Origin of the sequence: Nitrincola iocasae (assembly GCF_008727795.1) — a bacterium.
Classification (GTDB): domain Bacteria; phylum Pseudomonadota; class Gammaproteobacteria; order Pseudomonadales; family Balneatricaceae; genus Nitrincola; species Nitrincola iocasae.
In genome coordinates this window covers 575,228-593,654 of record NZ_CP044222.1, presented here as the reverse complement: position 1 = coordinate 593,654, position 18,427 = coordinate 575,228, and the positions used below count along the sequence as shown (strand labels likewise).

Below are 18,427 nucleotides of genomic sequence, written 5' to 3'. Positions count from 1 at the left end.
CGCAACCGGACCCATTTCTGAAAGACATAGTGCCATGATTCACCTACGAAAAAGCCCCTATAGAGGGGCTTTTTCCTAATCCAGAACGGGCTGTGTATCAATAACACCGCTGCTCATGGTTTGAAACCTGACCATAGATACCGCTATTCCACAGCAGCACTTACCATCAGCCTACGAAGTTACACAGCACTGTGTTATATCAGAAATGAGCGCCATCTTCGTAAAAAACTGATTTATTATAGCAACTGACGCGGTTTGTCACAATATATAGATCGAATCACAATCAAGTCACCGTCAATTGAGCATATAATTTGAAATTATTTCGTCCATCTGCCTTGGCCGCGTACAGAGCTTTATCCGCCTGAGTCATCATCTCTTCCAGTGAGAGTGTTGACTCTGTTAACTGACTAATACCTATACTCGCTGTAATTGTGTGGTTGGTAAATGGCACAATGACCTTTTCAATACACCCACGCAAGCGTTCAGCGACCACAGCTGACTGTTTGGTATCGGCATCATCCAACAGCAAGACAAATTCCTCGCCACCTAACCGAGCATGCAGATCTGTCTGACGACACGCATTACGACAGCATTCAGCCACTGCCATCAGCACTTGATCGCCACACTTATGGCCCCAGGTATCATTGACGGTTTTGAAATAGTCCAGATCAACCATCAACAGCGCTAAGTCACGCTCATGCCTGCGCGCGCGTTCAAACAAAGCGGTGCCCTGAGTAAAAAATGCTCGTCGATTCATCACCCGCGTCAAAGGATCATGAGCTGCATCAAAACGCGCCTGTTCACGCTCCTCTAATGAAGCACCTAAAATCATTGACATGATAACAGTTACAACAAATAACAGCTGGAAATCCATTACCGGGTAATTATCCAGATCCAGTAGTATATAAGCCGTTACTGCCGATAGATTTACTACTAAAGACGTCAGTAGCGCAAAGCGCATCCCATAGACAGTAGCCGCCCAGGCCACTGGCAGTAATATTAGATAACCCACGCGCCCGACCACATCCGCGACACCTATCACCATAAAATATACGACAACAACTAAGGCGGTTAAAAGCAGCAACATTAACGGCCAAGCCACTCGCCGCTCAAACACATCACCACGATAGACATGATGCCCTTCGTAAAGATCAATAAATAACGTTGCGGCCGCCATAAACATCAGAGCACCACCCAGATCGCCGATCCAGAAATTGAAAAATATCGACGGCATTCCATCGGGCGGCAATGACATAAAATATTTCAGTGAAACAACTGCCATGGCAGAAGATGCCAGTGTAGTGACTGTCAGTACTAAAATCAGCCCACTGACATCATGAATAGTTTTAACCGGCAATGAGAAAACGGTCAAACGACGAGCTACTAGTGCAGCAACGGAGTAAACCAATAACTGCCGTATCGACATGACAAAATTTTCTATTTGCCAATCCCAGAACTGATCATAGGGAAAACCACCCAGCATAATAGCCAAGGCGGCCACAGGGATATAGCGCGCGCCATAATGAAATACAAACAATAAAACGACACCAGCGGCAGGATAAAATGCACTGACATGAGGGGCTATTTCAAACAGACTGGCAAAATGCCACATTAGGTAATAGAGCAGCACGAATACTAGAGAGCGCGAAAAAAATTCCATTTATAACCTGTTAATAGCCTATACCAGAGCTAACATCTCCGAGATTCAATTTAGAATTTCTGAGAAGCACATAACACAGTATCTGCCATTTGAAGATTTCTGTATAGATTAAAACACAGCTCACTTACACCCATGTTTGTAAGTCACAGATAAGACAATCAAAAAAATATTAATATAAAGGAAGGAACCGAACCTCTTGCCACTTCTGCGCAGGAGGTTCGGGCAATCTAGGCTCAAGCTGGCGAAATACCTCTGATTCTTTCAGAACGACGTCGCAACAACTCAACCGTTGTCAGCATCGCTATCGACAGGAGTACCAGAATCGTAGCTACGGCCAGAATAGTTGGACTGATAGATTCCCTGATACCCGACCACATCTGTATCGGCATGGTGGATTGCTGCGGCCCGGAAATGAACAACACCACAACAACTTCATCAAACGAGGTTGCGAAAGCAAACAACGCGCCGGATATTACCCCAGGTAGCACCAGGGGCAATATCACTTTGAAAAAAGTCGTCGTAGGGTTTGCCCCCATCGAAGCTGCCGCCCGGACCAGGCTTTGATCAAAACCGGTCAAGGTGGCGGTAACCGTAATCACCACAAAGGGGATACCCAGTGCCGTATGTGCCAAAATCACCCCGAGGTAGGTTTGCGCCAAGCCTACATCTGAGAAAAAGAAGAACATACCGGCACCGGAAATTATCACCGGTACGATCATTGGCGATATCAGCACCGCCATCACTACCGACCGATAGGGCATAAAGCGACTGGATAAACCCAGCGCCGCAATCGTACCCAATACGGTTGCCAGAATGGTTGAGGCTATGGCAATGAGAATACTGTTCTTGATCGAATGCAACCAGGCCTCTGAGGTAAAGAAGTCCTGATACCAACGCAATGAATAGCCCTCTGGATCCAATGTGAGCATCTTCTGGGTAAAAGAGAAGTAAGGCTCAGCATTAAAACTCAGTGGAATTATCACAAACAATGGACCAATCAAAAAACAGAATATCAAACCACAGATAATTCTGAAGATGTAATACCAAGCCTTTTCAAAAGGCGTTGCATAAGCAGGTACAGCCATAAGTTTTGCTCCTCCTTATCCCAGCTTCAGATTATCTGAACCGACCAATCGGTTGTAGATCAGATACAGGGCGATAACCAGCCCCAACAACAAAGATGCAATCGCTGCCGCCAGCCCCCAGTTGAGGGAAACCTGCATGTGATAAGCGATAAAGTTAGTGATAAAGCGACCTGACTCACCACCCACAAGCGCGGGGGTAATGTAGTAACCTATCGCTAAAATAAACACCAGAATGGCACCCGCACCTATGCCAGGCAAGGTCTGCGGAAAATACACCCGCCGGAAGGCTGTGAAGCCAGTTGCTCCCATCGACCGCGCCGCGCGCATGTATGAAGGCGAAATACTCTTCATCACTGAATAGAGCGGCAAGATCATGAATGGCAGCAGAATATGCGTCATTGCAACGATCGTGCCTATCTCGTTATAGATCATCTGCAAACGCGATTGATCATCGATAATACCCATTGAGACCAGCATATTATTCAATATACCCTGGCTCTGTAATATCGCTATCCAGGTAGTCGTTCGCACCAACAACGATGTCCAGAAAGGCAAAAGCACCAGCATCATCAGCAAGCTGGATGTCCGCATAGGCAAACTGGCCAATAGAAAAGCAACCGGATAACCGAGCAGAAAGCACAAGAAAGTGATCAGCAGACTCATCCAAATTGTCTTGATCATCAAGTCAACATAGACTCGCCGAGACTCTGGCTGACGAACAATACTGCCATCAGCGTCATAACGCATATCCATCGCTGCCAGATAATAGCTTAGGGTATATCCACTGGATTCACGTTTGATTACGCGCCACACATTGGTCTCTTCCCAATTACGGTGTGCATCTATCAGCGTGTCTTTCCAGGAATCAGGGTTCTCGACCCTGGTAATACGCCTGGCTGTGCCGGTAATGGTAGAACGCATACCGGAGTATTCGTAATTCAATCGACTGGCAACCCGCCCCAGATTTCGGTTGCGCTGACCCTCTTTAAGATCATGCGCTAGCGCCGCATAAACGGATTCATCGGGTAATCCTTCACCGTCCCAACTCCGCAAAGCAGAGGACGTAGTCGGCATGATAGTGGCGACTTCATTACTTTCAACACTGCGTGTCAACATGCTGAAAATAGGTAAAATGAAAGCAACCAGCAAAAATATCATTAACGGCGCAACTAATAGGATTGCGCGCAACTTGTTCTTGAACAACGCCCGCCTGAGGCTCGTTTTAAGCGGACGACCATCGGCAGCGACCAACGGTGCCGAAGCACCGTTGTCACCGTTCCCGGATGGATTACTGTGCGAGCCAGGCATCGAAGCGCTCATTCAACTCATCCTGATAGTCAGCCCAGAATTCATCATTCTTCGGCAAAGCCGTAGCGAAGTTGGGTTCATAAGTTGGCATATGAGGAGTCATATCTATACCCGTCGGAATATGATCGCCGACTAAAGCTGCACCACTCTTACGCGCTGGACCATAGGAAATATAACTGGCCTGCGCTGCATTCTGCTCTGACTCAGTAGAAAAACGCAGGAAGTCTTTGGCAGCATCCATTTTCCCTCTTGGCACTACCCAACCATCCAGCTCAAACACCTGAGCATCCCAGATGATTTCGAAAGGCTGCTCTTCATTAACCTGTGCAGAGAAAATACGGCCATTGTAGGCAGAAGCGAATGCAACTTCCTGGTCAGCCAATAGCTGTGGCGGCTGAGCCCCTTCAGACCACCAGATCACTTCATCCTTGATGGTATCCAGCTTGGCCAAAGCACGCTCTACCCCTTCATTAGTTGTCAGCAGATCATAAACCTCTTCATGCGGTACACCATCAGCAATCAACGCCCATTCCAGGTTATTGATCGGACGACGTTGCAGCGAGCGTTTACCAGGGAAGTTTTCCAGATCAAACACATCTGCGATGGTTGAAGGCTTGTTATCTTCCGGGAACATTTCAGTATTGAATGCAACAATATTGGAGTAAACGATAGTCGCTACAAAGCACTCGTCTAGCGCACCTGGAATAAAGTCTTCACTGGGTAGCGTACCATCTGGCGCAGGTGCCAGCAGCTCATCATGATCCAGTATTTCAATCAGACCTTCAGCACAGGCTATTTTGGCATCAGCAGGAAGCATATCCACCAAATCCCAGGTGACATTTCCAGCTTCAACTTGCGCGCGCAGACCTGCCAGGCCAGTTGCAGAACGGTCGATATTAACGATGCGCTGACCGGTTTTTTCTGTCCAGGGTTTAGAGTAGGCCTCCTCCTGGCTCATGGTATAAGCACCACCCCATGACACTACATTAAGATCCTCTTGGGCATGGGCTGTCGAAATAACAGTGGCTGTTGATAGCATCACAGCGGCTGTCAGAGCGGATTTACGAAAAGTTCTAGTCATTTGTAACTCCAGCATTCAGATTTATTAGTGGGCAATAAGCCTGTTGTTATTATTTACGCATCAAGTGCGCGACAATCACTGACGGTCCAGCCTACGGTGATCTTATCGCCAGCCGTATAACGATGGACAGCAGATGAATTTGGTGTTTTTACGATAAACTCGTTGTTACCTGCCACTTCAAACCGGGTTCTGAGATGATCACCCATATAGATAACTTCCCTGACTTTAGCATCAAGGATATTGGGAACAGAGCCAGGTTCCGGATTAATACACACGCGCTCAGGACGCAGAGACAGCGTACTCTGCTTACCCTTGCCTGCAACATTTACAGGCAACGAATGCACGACTTCACCGGTTGGTAAACGCACATCTGCCTGCTCATCCGTCAGTTCCAGCACTTCTCCAACAAACGCATTATTCTCACCAATAAAGCTGGCGACGAATGCATTTTCAGGACTTTCATACAAATCTTCTGGCGTTGCCAGTTGCTGCACAATGCCATCATCAAACACAGCGATACGATCAGACATGGTCAAGGCTTCTGTTTGATCATGCGTCACGTAGATCATACTGATCCCCAGGTCCTCATGCAGGTATTTGATTTCAAACTGCATCTCTTCTCGCAAGTTTTTATCCAGTGCACCCAGAGGCTCATCCATCAAAACCAAAGCTGGCTCAAACACCAGAGAACGCGCCACTGCAACACGCTGCTGCTGCCCACCGGAGAGCTGAGCAGGTCGTCGATCACCAAAGCTTTCCAGCTTAACCATCGCTAGCGCACGTTTAACTTTTTCTTCAACGGTAGATTTGGGAATATTGCGAACTTGTAGCGGAAAGGCGAGATTTTCCGCAACAGTCATGTGGGGAAATAGTGCATAGTTCTGAAACACCATGCCTATACCACGCTTGTGTGGCGGCAGCCGCGTGATGGGCGTGCCATCCAGCAGAATTTGCCCATGCGTAGGAACCTCAAAACCCGCCATCATCATCAAGCAGGTGGTTTTACCCGACCCAGATGGGCCTAACAGCGTGATAAATTCACCCTGATCCATATCGAGGTTAAAATTTTTAACTACCAGCGTTTCACCATCGTAAGTCTTCTGAACACTATCGAAAACTACGAAGGATTTTTTCTTTTCTGAATCAGCGCCAATCGGCTTTTCCATCGGAAATTATCCTCCCGTCAATCAGGCGGGGCAGATGACCTATCTGGGATAACAGCCACCCAACAAGGCCTGTAATTATTTTTCTTGGAATTAGGTATAACCGATTCAGATAAGGATGTAAAACCCGCACACCATTTTTTTTGGGAAAAACAGCTCCAATTCCTAGGGTTACAATGCCCTAAGCCGCGCAGCTTGTGGCAATACGGCTAAGAAAAAAATTCATTGGAAGGATAATTTAAAACGGCGACATGACGAATGATGACTTGCTCTAGGAGCTGTAGCGCATAAGAAATGTGTATAAAAAAACCAGCTGCTACCAACTGGTTTCTTAAATGGTAGCGGGGACAGGATTTGAACCTATGACCTTCGGGTTATGAGCCCGACGAGCTACCAGACTGCTCCACCCCGCATCAAACTGTAAAACATGGTGCCGACGGCCGGACTCGAACCGGCACGAGCATAGCTCACCACCCCCTCAAGATGGCGTGTCTACCAATTTCACCACGTCGGCTAAAACGTTACCCAAGCAGACCGATTTACTCGGCTGTTGGAATATCACTTGAAGAAGCTGCGCCAGATGAACTCGGCACTTCAAGTGCAGGAAGCTCTTCAGCCCGCTCTGCTGCAGATTCAATAACCTGCATTGACGGAATACCTGCATCGTTCACATTAGAGGCACGCTCTTTAGCGAAGTAGGCAAGCGCAAAACTGGTCGCAAACAAAACAGCTGCTACCAGCGCTGTAATCTTGACCATAAATCCAGAATTGCCGGTACTGCCAAACACAGTCTGGGAGGCTCCCGCACCGAAGGAAGCACCCGCTTCTGCGCCTTTGCCCTGCTGCAGTAACACCAAGCCAATAATAGCCGCTGCCAGCAATACGTGAACGATCAGAACCAGTGTTTCCATTATATCAACCATTTATTGTGCTAAGTGCCGCAGCGCGACAAATAGCAGTAAATTCATCAGACTTTAACGACGCACCGCCAATCAGGCCGCCATCTATATCAACCTGCTCAAACAAAACCGCAGCATTGGTAGAGTTAACACTACCACCATACAAGAGCGTAACGCCCTGCGAGAGCTCCTCATCGAATACCGATGTCAGATACTGTCGAATAAATGCATGTACTTCCTGAGCTTGCTCAGGCGTTGCCGTTTTACCCGTACCAATTGCCCAGACAGGCTCGTAGGCAATTACAAGCCTTTCTGCTTCAGATCGCCGCAGAGAACTTATTGCACCCTTAAGCTGCCTACTGATCACATCGGCAACCTGATCAGCTTCACGCTGTTCAAGCGTTTCTCCAACACAAACAATCGGCGTTAATTCAAGGGCTAACGCATTAACCACCTTGGTTGCTACCTGATCATCAGTCTCGTCATGTTCGCTTCGACGTTCAGAGTGACCAACAATCACATAACGAACGCCAAGATCAGCTAACATTTCAGCAGAAGATTCACCAGTATGAGCGCCATCGCTGGAAAATCTGGAAACATCCTGCGAGCCAAGGGCAACACTACTGCCTTTAATCAGGGCCTCTATCTGCGCAAGATATACCAGCGGTGGACAAATCACCACGTCAATATCAGCTTCAGGAAGCCCGGACAACTGAGTTAAAAGCCCATCAAGCAGAAGTTTATTCTGTTCAATTCGCCCGTGCATTTTCCAGTTTCCTGCTACCAGTGCTTTACGCATTGATATCACTCCTGATAAAAGAGGCGCAAATCTTAACTGAGTTGGAATCAGGATACAAGACTAGATAACGCTTTTTCCACCGCCTCTGCCAACGAGCCACAAAGGGCCTTTACCAGGGTCGAATTTTCTCCCTCCACCATCACCCTCACCAAAGGTTCCGTTCCGGATGGACGTAACAGCACACGCCCGGTATCACCCAGCTTAGCCTCGGCCTCAGCAACAGCAGCTTGAACAGCAGCCACACCAAGTGGATCAACCCCCTTCGGCACGGCGACATTAATCATCTTCTGAGGCAACTTAACCACACCTTTTTTCAACTCAGCCAGTGAAGCCCCTGCATCAGACATAGCTTTGAGAACCTGCAAGGCGGCCACTATCCCATCTCCTGTCGAGCTCACTTGCTTGCAGACGATATGCCCTGAACTCTCGCCACCCAGATCCCAACCCCTGGAATGAAGCTGCTCCATAACATAGCGGTCACCGACCTTGGCTCGCACAAAAGGAATTCTTTCACGCTTAAATGCCTGCTCAAGGCCAAAATTTGACATCAGGGTACCTACCACACCACCTGCCAGAATACCCTGATCATGCATAGCCTTGGCAATGATATACAGTAGCTCATCACCATCAACGACCGTGCCATTATGATCCACCATAATCAACCGGTCGCCATCACCATCCAAGGCGATCCCCAGATCAGCCTCTTCAGCCTGAACAACTTTTCTAAGACTAGTAACATCCGTAGCACCGGAGCCCTCATTAATATTCAATCCATCGGGTGCCGACGCGATTTCTATCACCTCCGCACCCAGCTCCTGAAATACACAGGGAGCCACATGATAAGTAGCACCATTGGCACAATCGAGTACAACTCGTAACCCTTTAAGCTTTAAATTTCCATTTACTGTTCCCTTGCAGTATTCAATATAGCGTCCAGATGCATCTTCAACCCGCCGAACTTTACCCAACTGCCCTGAAGGAACGGTTGTCATGGACAAGTCCATCTGAGCCTCGATGGCCAGTTCAACTTCGTCGGGCAACTTGGTACCCTTGGCAGAAAAAAACTTGATACCATTATCCTGGTACGGATTATGTGAGGCACTGATCACAATGCCCGCATCAGCCCTGAAGGTACGGGTTAAATAAGCGATAGCCGGTGTCGGCATAGGGCCCGTCAGCAGCACATCAACGCCTGCTGCAGACAAGCCTGCCTCAAGCGCTGACTCAAACATGTAACCGGAAATACGCGTATCCTTGCCGATTATAATTTTGCTATGTCCTTCACGGGCAAATACACAACCAGCCGCCCAACCCAGCTTAAGCACAAAATCTGGCGTTATCGGAAAAATGCCAACTTCACCCCGGATACCATCAGTTCCAAAATATTTACGTGTCAAACTATATCTCCCAGCTTTCCTGACAAACGGCTTCAAGCACATTCAATGCATCGACAGTTTCTGCAACATCATGTACACGTATCAATGCCGCACCCTTCTGAGCTGCAAGCAGTGCAGTAGCCAAACTCCCGGCTAAACGCTGACCCACATCCCTACCCGTAATCTGGCCCAGCATTGTTTTGCGCGATGTACCACTTAACACCGGAAATCCCAAGTCCACTATTTGGTCCAGCCGATTTAACAAGGTGAGATTATGCCTCAGGCTTTTACCAAAACCAAAGCCTGGATCCAGCAGAATTTGATCTGCGGCAATACCGGCATCCAGGCAACGCGTGACCTGCTGCTGCAGAAAGCCCAACACATCCTTAACAACATTGTCATACTCTGGCTTAAGCTGCATAGTAGCGGGACTCTCCCCCTGCATATGCATCAAACACACAGGCAGCTCAGCCTTAGCGGCCACTTCCAGTGCACCAGGGAGGCTTAAAGAGCGCACGTCATTAATCAGACCAAGGCCAAGCTTGCTCGCCGCCTCTATCACCTGCGGCTGACTGCTATCCAGAGAGATTACTACATCAAATTGTTGATTCAGTTGTTCGATAACCGGTAGCACACGATCCATTTCCTCTGCCACTGTTACTGGGGCGGCACCCGGCCGGGTTGACTCGCCACCCACATCCAGCACACCAGCGCCGGACAACAGCATACTTTCCGCTTGACGCAAAACCACATCAATCGATAACTGGCTCTGTCGATAATATTTACCGCCATCAGAAAAGGAGTCCGGCGTCACATTTAGCACCCCCATAACAACAGGTCGCGAAATATCAAGTGTACGCTGACCACAGCGCAGGGTTTTTACTAACATATCCAAGCCCTAACCTAACTAGTACTGATCACCGCATTTGCACATCCAGGCATCCACGGTATCTATTAAAAAGCCGGCACATGGCCGGCTTATTCTATCTGTAGCACTGACTTAATCAGCGTTGATCGGGGGCATCCTTATCATCGCCACCTGGCTCAACCCAAGGATTAGGATTAGCAGTATCCGAACTACCGCCTTCAGCATCAGTTGATTCACCCTCACCGGCATCAGGCATATCAGCATCGGCTACAGCCGAAGAAGACGCTACTGGTTTGTTTTCAACAGTGTCTTCACCAGGCTCCTGCCAACCTTCAGGAGCACTCACTGGCTGCCGCTCCATCAATTCATCCAACTGCGTGGAACCGATAGTTTCATACTTGATCAGCGCTTCAGTCATTGAATCCAGAATATCACGATTTTCTGTCAGAATTTTATAGGCTTTAGCATAGCAGTCTTCAATAATCTGCTTCACTTCAGCATCAATGGCACGCTGGGTTTCCTCTGACTTGGCTTTCGCACCACCGCCGGCACCACGGCCAAACGGATCATCATCTTCTTCGGCATAGAGCAATGGCCCCAAGGTCTCACTTAAGCCCCACTTGGTAACCATATTACGAGCCAGCATCGTAGCACGCTGAATATCATTAGATGCACCTGTTGTCACACCGTCTTTACCCAGGGTCATTTCCTCGGCAATACGTCCACCATATAGCGAACAGATCTGAGAAATGATCCCCTGACGGCTGTGGCTATAACGATCCTCAGCAGGCAAGAACATGGTCACACCCAACGCCCGTCCACGTGGAATAATAGATACTTTATATACTGGATCATGCTCAGGCATCAAACGACCAACTATCGCATGACCGGACTCATGGTAGGCAGTATTCAGGCGCTCTTTATAAGACATAACCATGGAGCGGCGCTCAGCACCCATCATAATTTTGTCTTTAGCCTTTTCGAACTCGTCCATGCCTACCACGCGCTTACCGAAACGCGCTGCAAACAAAGCGGCTTCATTGACAAGGTTAGCCAGATCGGCACCAGAGAAGCCCGGGGTACCACGTGCAATAAGATCGGAGCGAACATCATCACCCAATGGTACTTTACGCATATGTACTTTAAGGATCTGATCACGACCACGAATATCCGGCAAACCGACATGTACCTGACGGTCAAAGCGACCTGGACGCAACAGCGCTGGATCAAGCACGTCAGGACGGTTAGTCGCCGCGATCACGATAACGCCTTCGGTTCCTTCAAAGCCATCCATCTCAACCAATAATTGGTTCAATGTCTGCTCACGCTCATCATTACCGCCACCCAGTCCAACACCACGACTACGACCGACAGCATCTATTTCATCAATAAAGATAATACAAGGGGCATGTTTTTTTGCCTGATCAAACATATCACGTACGCGGGACGCACCCACACCAACAAACATTTCCACAAAATCAGAACCGGAAATGCTGAAAAATGGCACTTTGGCTTCACCGGCAATAGCCTTCGCCAACAGCGTTTTACCTGTACCAGGCGACCCGGCCATCAGAACACCACGGGGAATATGTCCACCCAGGCGCTGGAACTTCCCTGGATCACGCAAGTAGTCGACCAACTCAGCCACTTCTTCTTTGGCTTCTTCGACACCTGCAACATCATCAAACGTGGTCTTAATCTGATCTTCACTCATCATACGTGCTTTGGATTTACCAAAGGACATAGGACCACCCTTGCCGCCGGTACCACCTTGCATTTGGCGCATGAAGAACATAAAAATAGCAATGATGATGAGAATCGGGAAGGCCGCAACCAGTAACTGACTCCAGATGCTCTGTCCTTCGGGCTGTTTGCCTTCAATCAAAACATTATTGGAGAGCAGATCATCAATCAGCTTAGGATCCTGTACAGCAGGACGGATGGTGGTAAAGCTTTCACCCGTTTGTCGCTGTCCAGTAATCGTGAATCCGTCGATAAGAACTTTGGAGACACGACCTGCCTGCACCTCTTCGACAAATTCGGAATATGACAACTTGCCAAGCTCAGGCTCAGTGTTGAAATTATTGAAAATAGTTAACAGTACTGCCGCTATTACGAGCCACAATACTAAATTTTTTGCCATATCGTTCAAAGGTCCACCCTCAGTTCTACTTAACTTTATGACCGGCCGGTCATGATACCACAGCTAAAGCTCTCTGCCTGAATCTTTACCTATAGATTTATTAATCGCGTTGATAGCCTATAGCTTACAAATATACCCTCATCTAAACTCAGACTTTGTCGCTTCGCTAACATTCAGTCATGTTTTACGCTCTCAATCAGCAGAGCGATCAAACCACCTTCGTTTGATATAGGAATGGCTATAATGTTCCCTGCTATTCACATCAGCACCCATTATCTGAACTCCTTTTACAGCAGATCGCCATTCTTTGCTACTCAGCGCCGGTTCAGTGATGTAAAATCAGCCTAAATCAACAGGCAACATGCCTCCCGAAAACCCACGAGGCACATATTCTAGTATGAGCTTAACAACCGAGCAAAAAAAGCACCTGCGTACTTTGGGCCACCAGCTAAATCCCATCATTATGGTAGCGGGCAATGGTCTAAGCGAAAACATTCAACTGGAAACCGATCGGGCACTCGCAGATCATGAATTGATCAAGGTCAAAGTCACTGTCGGTGATCGCCAACTGAAGCGCGACCTGATCAAAGAACTCTGTCAGATCGTTGAAGCGACCCTGGTCCAGGAGATTGGCAATATCGCACTGCTTTACCGCAAGTCAGATAACCCTAATCCAAAGTTATCCAATCTACAGCGCCTGAAATAACAGACCGGCTGCAACATTTAGTCACTTTTTACCAGGTAACAAATAAGCAAAGGCCACCTTCGCTATCACGGAGGTGGCCTTTTTTCTATCGGGTTCAGCTTGCGTGAAGCACCTCAGTAATTTCGTACTCTGAAACGCCACTCGGCGTATTAACAGCAGCGATATCTCCCTCCTCTTTACCTATCAGGCTTCGGGCGATTGGAGAATTAACCGATATTTTGCGTGCCTTTATATCAGCTTCATCATCACCCACAATCTGATAACGCACAGTTTCATCCGTATCCAGATTAATCAGTTCAACCGTCACACCAAAAATGACCTTACCTGTGTGAGGGATCTTGCTAACATCAATGATCTGCGCTTGTGAAAGTTTGTATTCCAACTCGCGGATACGACCCTCAATAAAGCCTTGCTGCTCACGTGCGGCATGGTATTCAGCATTTTCTTTCAGATCCCCATGGGCGCGTGCTTCAGCAATATCAGCAATCACCTTGGGACGATCTTTGGTTTTCAGCCTTTCCAGCTCTTGTCTCAGGGTCGCTTCACCACCCACAGTCATAGGCACACGGCTCATGAGAAGTCTCCTTTGTGTAAATCCTGTAGACGACGTACTACTTTTTCTTTACCAAACTTGAGTGCTTCGGTAATCGCAACTGCACCCGCCAGCGTGGTTGTGTATGGCACTTTGTGCTGAAGTGCCGTACGACGTATAGCAGCCGAGTCAGCAATAGCTTTTCGTCCTTCAGTGGTATTGATGACATAGGCAATTTCGCCATTTTTCATCACATCGACGATATTCGGACGTCCTTCCATCACTTTATTAATACGCTCAATCTTCAGCCCATTATCTTCGAGTAGCACAGCTGTTCCAGATGTCGCCACGATCGTAAAGCCCAATTCAGCCAGATCACGGGCAACACTAATCACACCGGGTTTATCAACATCACGAACTGAAATAAACGCCTTGCCTTTAGACGGCATTTTTTCACCGGCACCCAGTTGCGCTTTCATGAAGGCTTCGCCAAAGCTCTCACCCACACCCATCACTTCGCCTGTAGACTTCATTTCAGGGCCAAGGATCGGATCAACACCCGGAAACTTGTTGAATGGGAACACAGCTTCTTTAACACTGAAGAATTTTGGAACGATTTCCTCAGTAAAGCCAAGCTCAGTCAAGGACCGGCCAGTCATCACCAATGCGGCAATTTTTGCCAGAGAAACACCGATGCACTTGGAAACGAAGGGTACTGTGCGTGAAGCACGCGGGTTGACTTCGATGACATATATTTCGCCATCCTGATAGGCCAACTGCACATTCATCAAGCCAATAACACCTAATTCCAGTGCCATCTTACGGACCATTTCACGCATCGCATCCTGAACATCAGCCGCAAGACTATAGGGTGGCAATGAACAGGCGGAATCACCCGAGTGAACGCCAGCTTGCTCGATATGCTGCATAATGGCGCCGATTACAACAATTTCACCATCGCATACCGCATCAATATCAACTTCAACCGCCGCGTTCAGGAAGTGATCCAGCAGCACCGGTGCATCATTGGAAACTTTAACGGCAGACTGCATGTACTGACGCAGCTCGGATTCCTTATAGACTATTTCCATAGCCCGACCACCCAGAACATAGGAAGGGCGCACGACCAGCGGATAGCCAATTTTAGCCGCTTCGATAATGGCTTCTTCAAGACTTCTGACAGTCGCATTTTCGGGTTGTTTCAACCCCAGACGCATCAGCATTTGCTGGAACTGCTCACGGTCTTCGGCACGGTCAATCGACTCCGGTGAGGTACCAATAATGGGCACACCCGCCTGCTCCAATGCCACAGCCAGCTTCAGCGGCGTTTGGCCGCCGTACTGAACAATCACCCCTTTGGGCTTTTCAACAGCAACAATTTCCAACACATCTTCGAGTGTAATCGACTCAAAGTAGAGACGATCCGATGTATCATAGTCGGTTGATACGGTTTCCGGGTTACAGTTAACCATGATGGTCTCATAACCATCTTCACGCGCAGCCAGGGCCGCATGTACACAACAATAATCAAACTCGATACCCTGGCCGATACGGTTAGGCCCACCGCCGATAACCATGATTTTTTCACGACTGCTCGGATTAGCCTCGCACTCTTCTTCATAGGTTGAGTACATATACGCCGTATCGGTCGAGAATTCGGCTGCACAGGTATCAACCCGCTTATATACCGGCCGAATATTAAATGCGTGACGCTGTTTGCGCAGCTGCTTTTCGCTTACCCCCAGCAGGGTTGCCAGACGCGCATCCGCAAAGCCTTTGCGCTTCAAGCGATACATCTGCTCAGCAGTCAGATCTGACAAGGCCATCTGCGATACAAGTTGCTCATCCTTGATCAGATCTTCGATCTGCACCAGGAACCAGGGGTCGACACCTGAAAAAGCATAGATCTCATCAACGCTCATACCCATGCGGAAGGCATCGCCTATGTACCAGATACGCTCACTACCCGGCTGCTGAAGTTCACGAATCAGATCTGTGCGTGCATCTTCAGCATTCAAATCGATGATTGGATCAAGTCCGGTTGCACCCACTTCCAGACCACGCAAGGCTTTCTGCAATGACTCCTGCTGAGTACGACCGATTGCCATCACTTCACCCACAGACTTCATCTGGGTGGTCAGGCGATCATTAGCCTGGGGAAACTTCTCAAAGGTGAAGCGAGGTATCTTGGTGACAACATAATCGATGGAGGGCTCAAATGAGGCAGGGGTACGCCCACCGGTAATCTCATTTTGCAACTCATCGAGGGTATAGCCGACGGCCAGCTTGGCCGCTACTTTGGCAATAGGGAAGCCGGTCGCTTTGGATGCCAACGCTGACGAACGAGAAACACGCGGATTCATCTCGATAACAACCATACGGCCCGTTTCGGGATCAACACCGAACTGCACGTTGGAACCACCGGTTTCTACGCCGATCTCACGCAGCACGGCCAACGAGGCATCACGCATAATCTGGTATTCTTTATCTGTCAGTGTCTGTGCCGGTGCCACAGTGATACTGTCGCCGGTATGCACACCCATGGCATCAAAGTTTTCGATAGAGCAGATAATGATACAGTTGTCTTTTTTGTCGCGGACAACCTCCATCTCATACTCTTTCCAGCCGATCAGAGACTCATCAATCAGCAGTTCTTTGGTAGGAGACAGCTCCAGACCACGCTCACAGATCTCAATAAATTCTTCGCGATTATAGGCAATACCGCCGCCGGAGCCACCCATGGTAAAGGAGGGTCGAATGATAGAAGGAAAGCCTATGGAATCAAGAACCTGAAGCGCCTCTTCCATGCTATGCGCCATGGCTGAGCGCGGGCATTCCAGACCGATATTCTTCATCGCCTTATCGAATCGCTCACGGTCTTCGGCTTTATCTATGGCATCCTGGGTAGCACCGATCATCTCGACACCGTATTCAGCCAGCACACCCTCGCGATCAAGATCCAGGGCACAGTTAAGCGCGGTCTGTCCACCCATGGTTGGCAATAGCGCATCCGGGCGCTCTTTTTCGATTATCTTGGCAACCGTTTGCCACTGAATCGGCTCAATATAGGTTGCATCCGCCATTGATGGGTCGGTCATGATAGTCGCTGGGTTGGAGTTCACCAGGATGACCCGGAAACCTTCTTCACGCAGCGCCTTACAAGCCTGAGCACCGGAATAGTCAAACTCACACGCCTGACCGATAACGATAGGGCCGGCTCCGAGGATAAGGATACTTTTAATATCTGTACGTTTTGGCATCAGTAATAACCAGTCTCAATAATTCAGTTCAGGCACGTTTACGGGCTTGCATCATTCCGATGAACTTGTCGAACAAAGGCGCAACATCTCGCGGGCCAGGACTTGCTTCAGGGTGCCCCTGAAAACTAAACGCCGGGCAATCAGTACGCTCAATACCTTGTAGCGATCCATCAAACAGTGACTTATGTGTCGCACGCAAACAGCTCGGCAGCGAGTTTTCAGATACCGCAAAGCCATGGTTCTGGCTGGTAATCATCACCTGACCGCTATCAAGATCCTGCACTGGGTGGTTTGCACCGTGATGGCCAAATTTCATTTTCTCAGTGCTCGCGCCACTGGCCAGGGCCAGCAACTGATGGCCCAGACAGATACCAAAAACCGGCAAGCGGGTTTCCAGTATTTCACCGATAGCCTGGATGGCATAATCGCAAGGCTCTGGATCACCCGGTCCATTGGACAGGAAAACACCATCCGGCTGCAGGGCTAGCACATCGCTCGCAGAGGTTTTAGCCGGAACAACCGTCAATTTACAGCCGCGACTGACCAGCATGCGCAGAATATTGTGTTTTACACCATAATCATAAGCAACGACATGGAATGGTTGCTCAGTTGGTTCAGATGAGGCATAGCCTTCACCCAGGGTCCACTCACCCACTGACCATTCGTAGGTTTCTGCTGCAGTTGCTACCACGGCAAGATCCATACCTTTAAGCCCAGGAAAACCCTTAGCCAACTCTAGAGCACGGGCATCATCAATGTCACCGGCCATAATACAACCGTTTTGCGCACCTTTTTCACGCAGAATACGCGTCAATCGACGTGTATCGATATCCGCAATCCCAACGATGCCTTTTTCGGCCAGGTACTCATCAAGCGCCTGCTCTGAACGGAAATTACTCGCGATGAGCGGTAGATCTCGGATCACTAGCCCTGCTGCCCAAACACTGTCTGATTCCTGATCTTCAGAATTCACGCCAACATTCCCTATATGAGGATAAGTAAGTGTGACGATCTGGCGACAATAGGAGGGATCGGTCAGTATTTCCTGATAGCCGGTCATAGACGTATTAAAAACGACTTCGCCGGTGGTATCTCCGTCAGCGCCAATCGCAATCCCCCTGAATATTGTCCCGTCTTCAAGGGCAAGAATGGCTGGTCGCGTCAATGGAACCTCCCCGCTAATATGCTGCATGATATATGACTTTATATGAAGTGATGAACAGTTGTAAAAAAGCGAGACACAGCCGAAGCCAGTCTCGCTTTAAGAAATCTGTTGGTTTGCGGAAACTTCCGGCAAAACGACCTTATTTTAGTGCAGTTCAGACCAATAGTCCAATACAAGATAACATGGGACCTTAACTATTTGAAAATACAAATAAAAAAAGGGCCACCCTGACGGATGACCCTTTCTTTAGTATTAAGTGCCTGGCGATGACCTACTCTCACATGGGGAGACCCCACACTACCATCGGCGATGACGCGTTTCACTACTGAGTTCGGGATGGGATCAGGTGGTTCCACGTCTCTATGGTCGCCAGACAAAACTG

The 18,427-nt window shown here is 48.6% G+C and carries 14 protein-coding genes, 2 tRNA genes and 1 rRNA gene; 1 reads left to right on the top strand and 16 read right to left on the bottom strand.

Annotation, left to right across the window (positions count from 1 at the left end; translation table 11 throughout):
• Positions 1-283: 283 nt before the first annotated feature.
• From F5I99_RS02800 to ftsH, 12 genes are all read right to left on the bottom strand, one after another.
• Entirely contained in the window at positions 284-1,660 is a 1,377-nt protein-coding gene (locus F5I99_RS02800; RefSeq protein ID WP_151053547.1) for a GGDEF domain-containing protein, read from the bottom strand.
• 233 nt (positions 1,661-1,893) lie between these two features.
• Positions 1,894-2,745 (bottom strand): ABC transporter permease, encoded by an 852-nt coding sequence (locus F5I99_RS02795; RefSeq protein ID WP_151053546.1) that lies wholly within the window; start codon positions 2,743-2,745, stop codon positions 1,894-1,896.
• Between the two features lie 15 nt (positions 2,746-2,760).
• Positions 2,761-4,065: an ABC transporter permease gene (locus F5I99_RS02790; protein ID WP_225307521.1), complete on the bottom strand. Its 1,305-nt coding sequence runs from the start codon at positions 4,063-4,065 to the stop codon at positions 2,761-2,763.
• The gene (locus tag F5I99_RS02785; RefSeq protein WP_151053545.1) at positions 4,034-5,134 is read right to left on the bottom strand and encodes an extracellular solute-binding protein; all 1,101 of its coding nucleotides are present in this window, start codon (positions 5,132-5,134) and stop codon (positions 4,034-4,036) included. Before F5I99_RS02785 ends, F5I99_RS02790 begins: the two co-directional genes overlap by 32 nt.
• Before the next feature lie 53 nt (positions 5,135-5,187).
• Positions 5,188-6,300 carry an ABC transporter ATP-binding protein gene (locus F5I99_RS02780; protein ID WP_151053544.1) on the bottom strand — a complete coding sequence of 371 codons (1,113 nt, stop codon included), beginning with the start codon at positions 6,298-6,300 and terminating at the stop codon, positions 5,188-5,190.
• A 333-nt stretch (positions 6,301-6,633) separates the two neighbouring features.
• A tRNA-Met gene (locus tag F5I99_RS02775) sits at positions 6,634-6,710 on the bottom strand.
• A gap of 15 nt (positions 6,711-6,725) precedes the next feature.
• Positions 6,726-6,811 (bottom strand) — tRNA-Leu (locus F5I99_RS02770).
• 25 nt (positions 6,812-6,836) lie between these two features.
• Positions 6,837-7,208 (bottom strand): preprotein translocase subunit SecG, encoded by a 372-nt coding sequence (gene secG, locus F5I99_RS02765; protein WP_151053543.1) that lies wholly within the window; start codon positions 7,206-7,208, stop codon positions 6,837-6,839.
• Between the two features lie 4 nt (positions 7,209-7,212).
• The gene (gene tpiA / locus F5I99_RS02760; RefSeq protein ID WP_151053542.1) at positions 7,213-7,995 is read right to left on the bottom strand and encodes a triose-phosphate isomerase; all 783 of its coding nucleotides are present in this window, start codon (positions 7,993-7,995) and stop codon (positions 7,213-7,215) included.
• 47 nt (positions 7,996-8,042) lie between these two features.
• Positions 8,043-9,392, bottom strand: a complete 1,350-nt coding sequence (glmM, locus tag F5I99_RS02755) for a phosphoglucosamine mutase (RefSeq protein ID WP_151053541.1) — start codon at positions 9,390-9,392, stop codon at positions 8,043-8,045.
• 1 nt (position 9,393) lies between these two features.
• Positions 9,394-10,260 (bottom strand): dihydropteroate synthase, encoded by an 867-nt coding sequence (gene folP, locus F5I99_RS02750; RefSeq protein ID WP_225307520.1) that lies wholly within the window; start codon positions 10,258-10,260, stop codon positions 9,394-9,396.
• Positions 10,261-10,375: 115 nt separating this feature from the next.
• Complete coding sequence (ftsH, locus tag F5I99_RS02745) at positions 10,376-12,382, bottom strand: ATP-dependent zinc metalloprotease FtsH (protein ID WP_151053540.1); 2,007 nt, start codon at positions 12,380-12,382, stop codon at positions 10,376-10,378.
• Positions 12,383-12,779: 397 nt separating this feature from the next.
• Between ftsH and F5I99_RS02740 the strand changes: the two genes are divergently transcribed.
• A complete protein-coding gene (locus tag F5I99_RS02740) occupies positions 12,780-13,088 on the top strand; it encodes a YhbY family RNA-binding protein (protein WP_151053539.1) in 309 nt (102 codons plus the stop codon).
• 94 nt (positions 13,089-13,182) lie between these two features.
• Here the strand turns inward: F5I99_RS02740 and greA are convergent, their stop codons facing one another.
• The 4 genes from greA to rrf form a co-directional block, all read right to left on the bottom strand.
• On the bottom strand, positions 13,183-13,662 hold the full coding sequence (gene greA, locus F5I99_RS02735; protein WP_151053538.1) for a transcription elongation factor GreA: 480 nt from the start codon (positions 13,660-13,662) through the stop codon (positions 13,183-13,185).
• The gene (gene carB / locus F5I99_RS02730; protein WP_151053537.1) at positions 13,659-16,880 is read right to left on the bottom strand and encodes a carbamoyl-phosphate synthase large subunit; all 3,222 of its coding nucleotides are present in this window, start codon (positions 16,878-16,880) and stop codon (positions 13,659-13,661) included. Before carB ends, greA begins: the two co-directional genes overlap by 4 nt.
• Positions 16,881-16,908: 28 nt before the next feature.
• On the bottom strand, positions 16,909-18,045 hold the full coding sequence (gene carA, locus F5I99_RS02725; protein ID WP_191905935.1) for a glutamine-hydrolyzing carbamoyl-phosphate synthase small subunit: 1,137 nt from the start codon (positions 18,043-18,045) through the stop codon (positions 16,909-16,911).
• 258 nt (positions 18,046-18,303) lie between these two features.
• Positions 18,304-18,419, bottom strand: a 5S ribosomal RNA gene (rrf, locus tag F5I99_RS02720).
• Between the last annotated feature and the right edge of the window lie 8 nt (positions 18,420-18,427).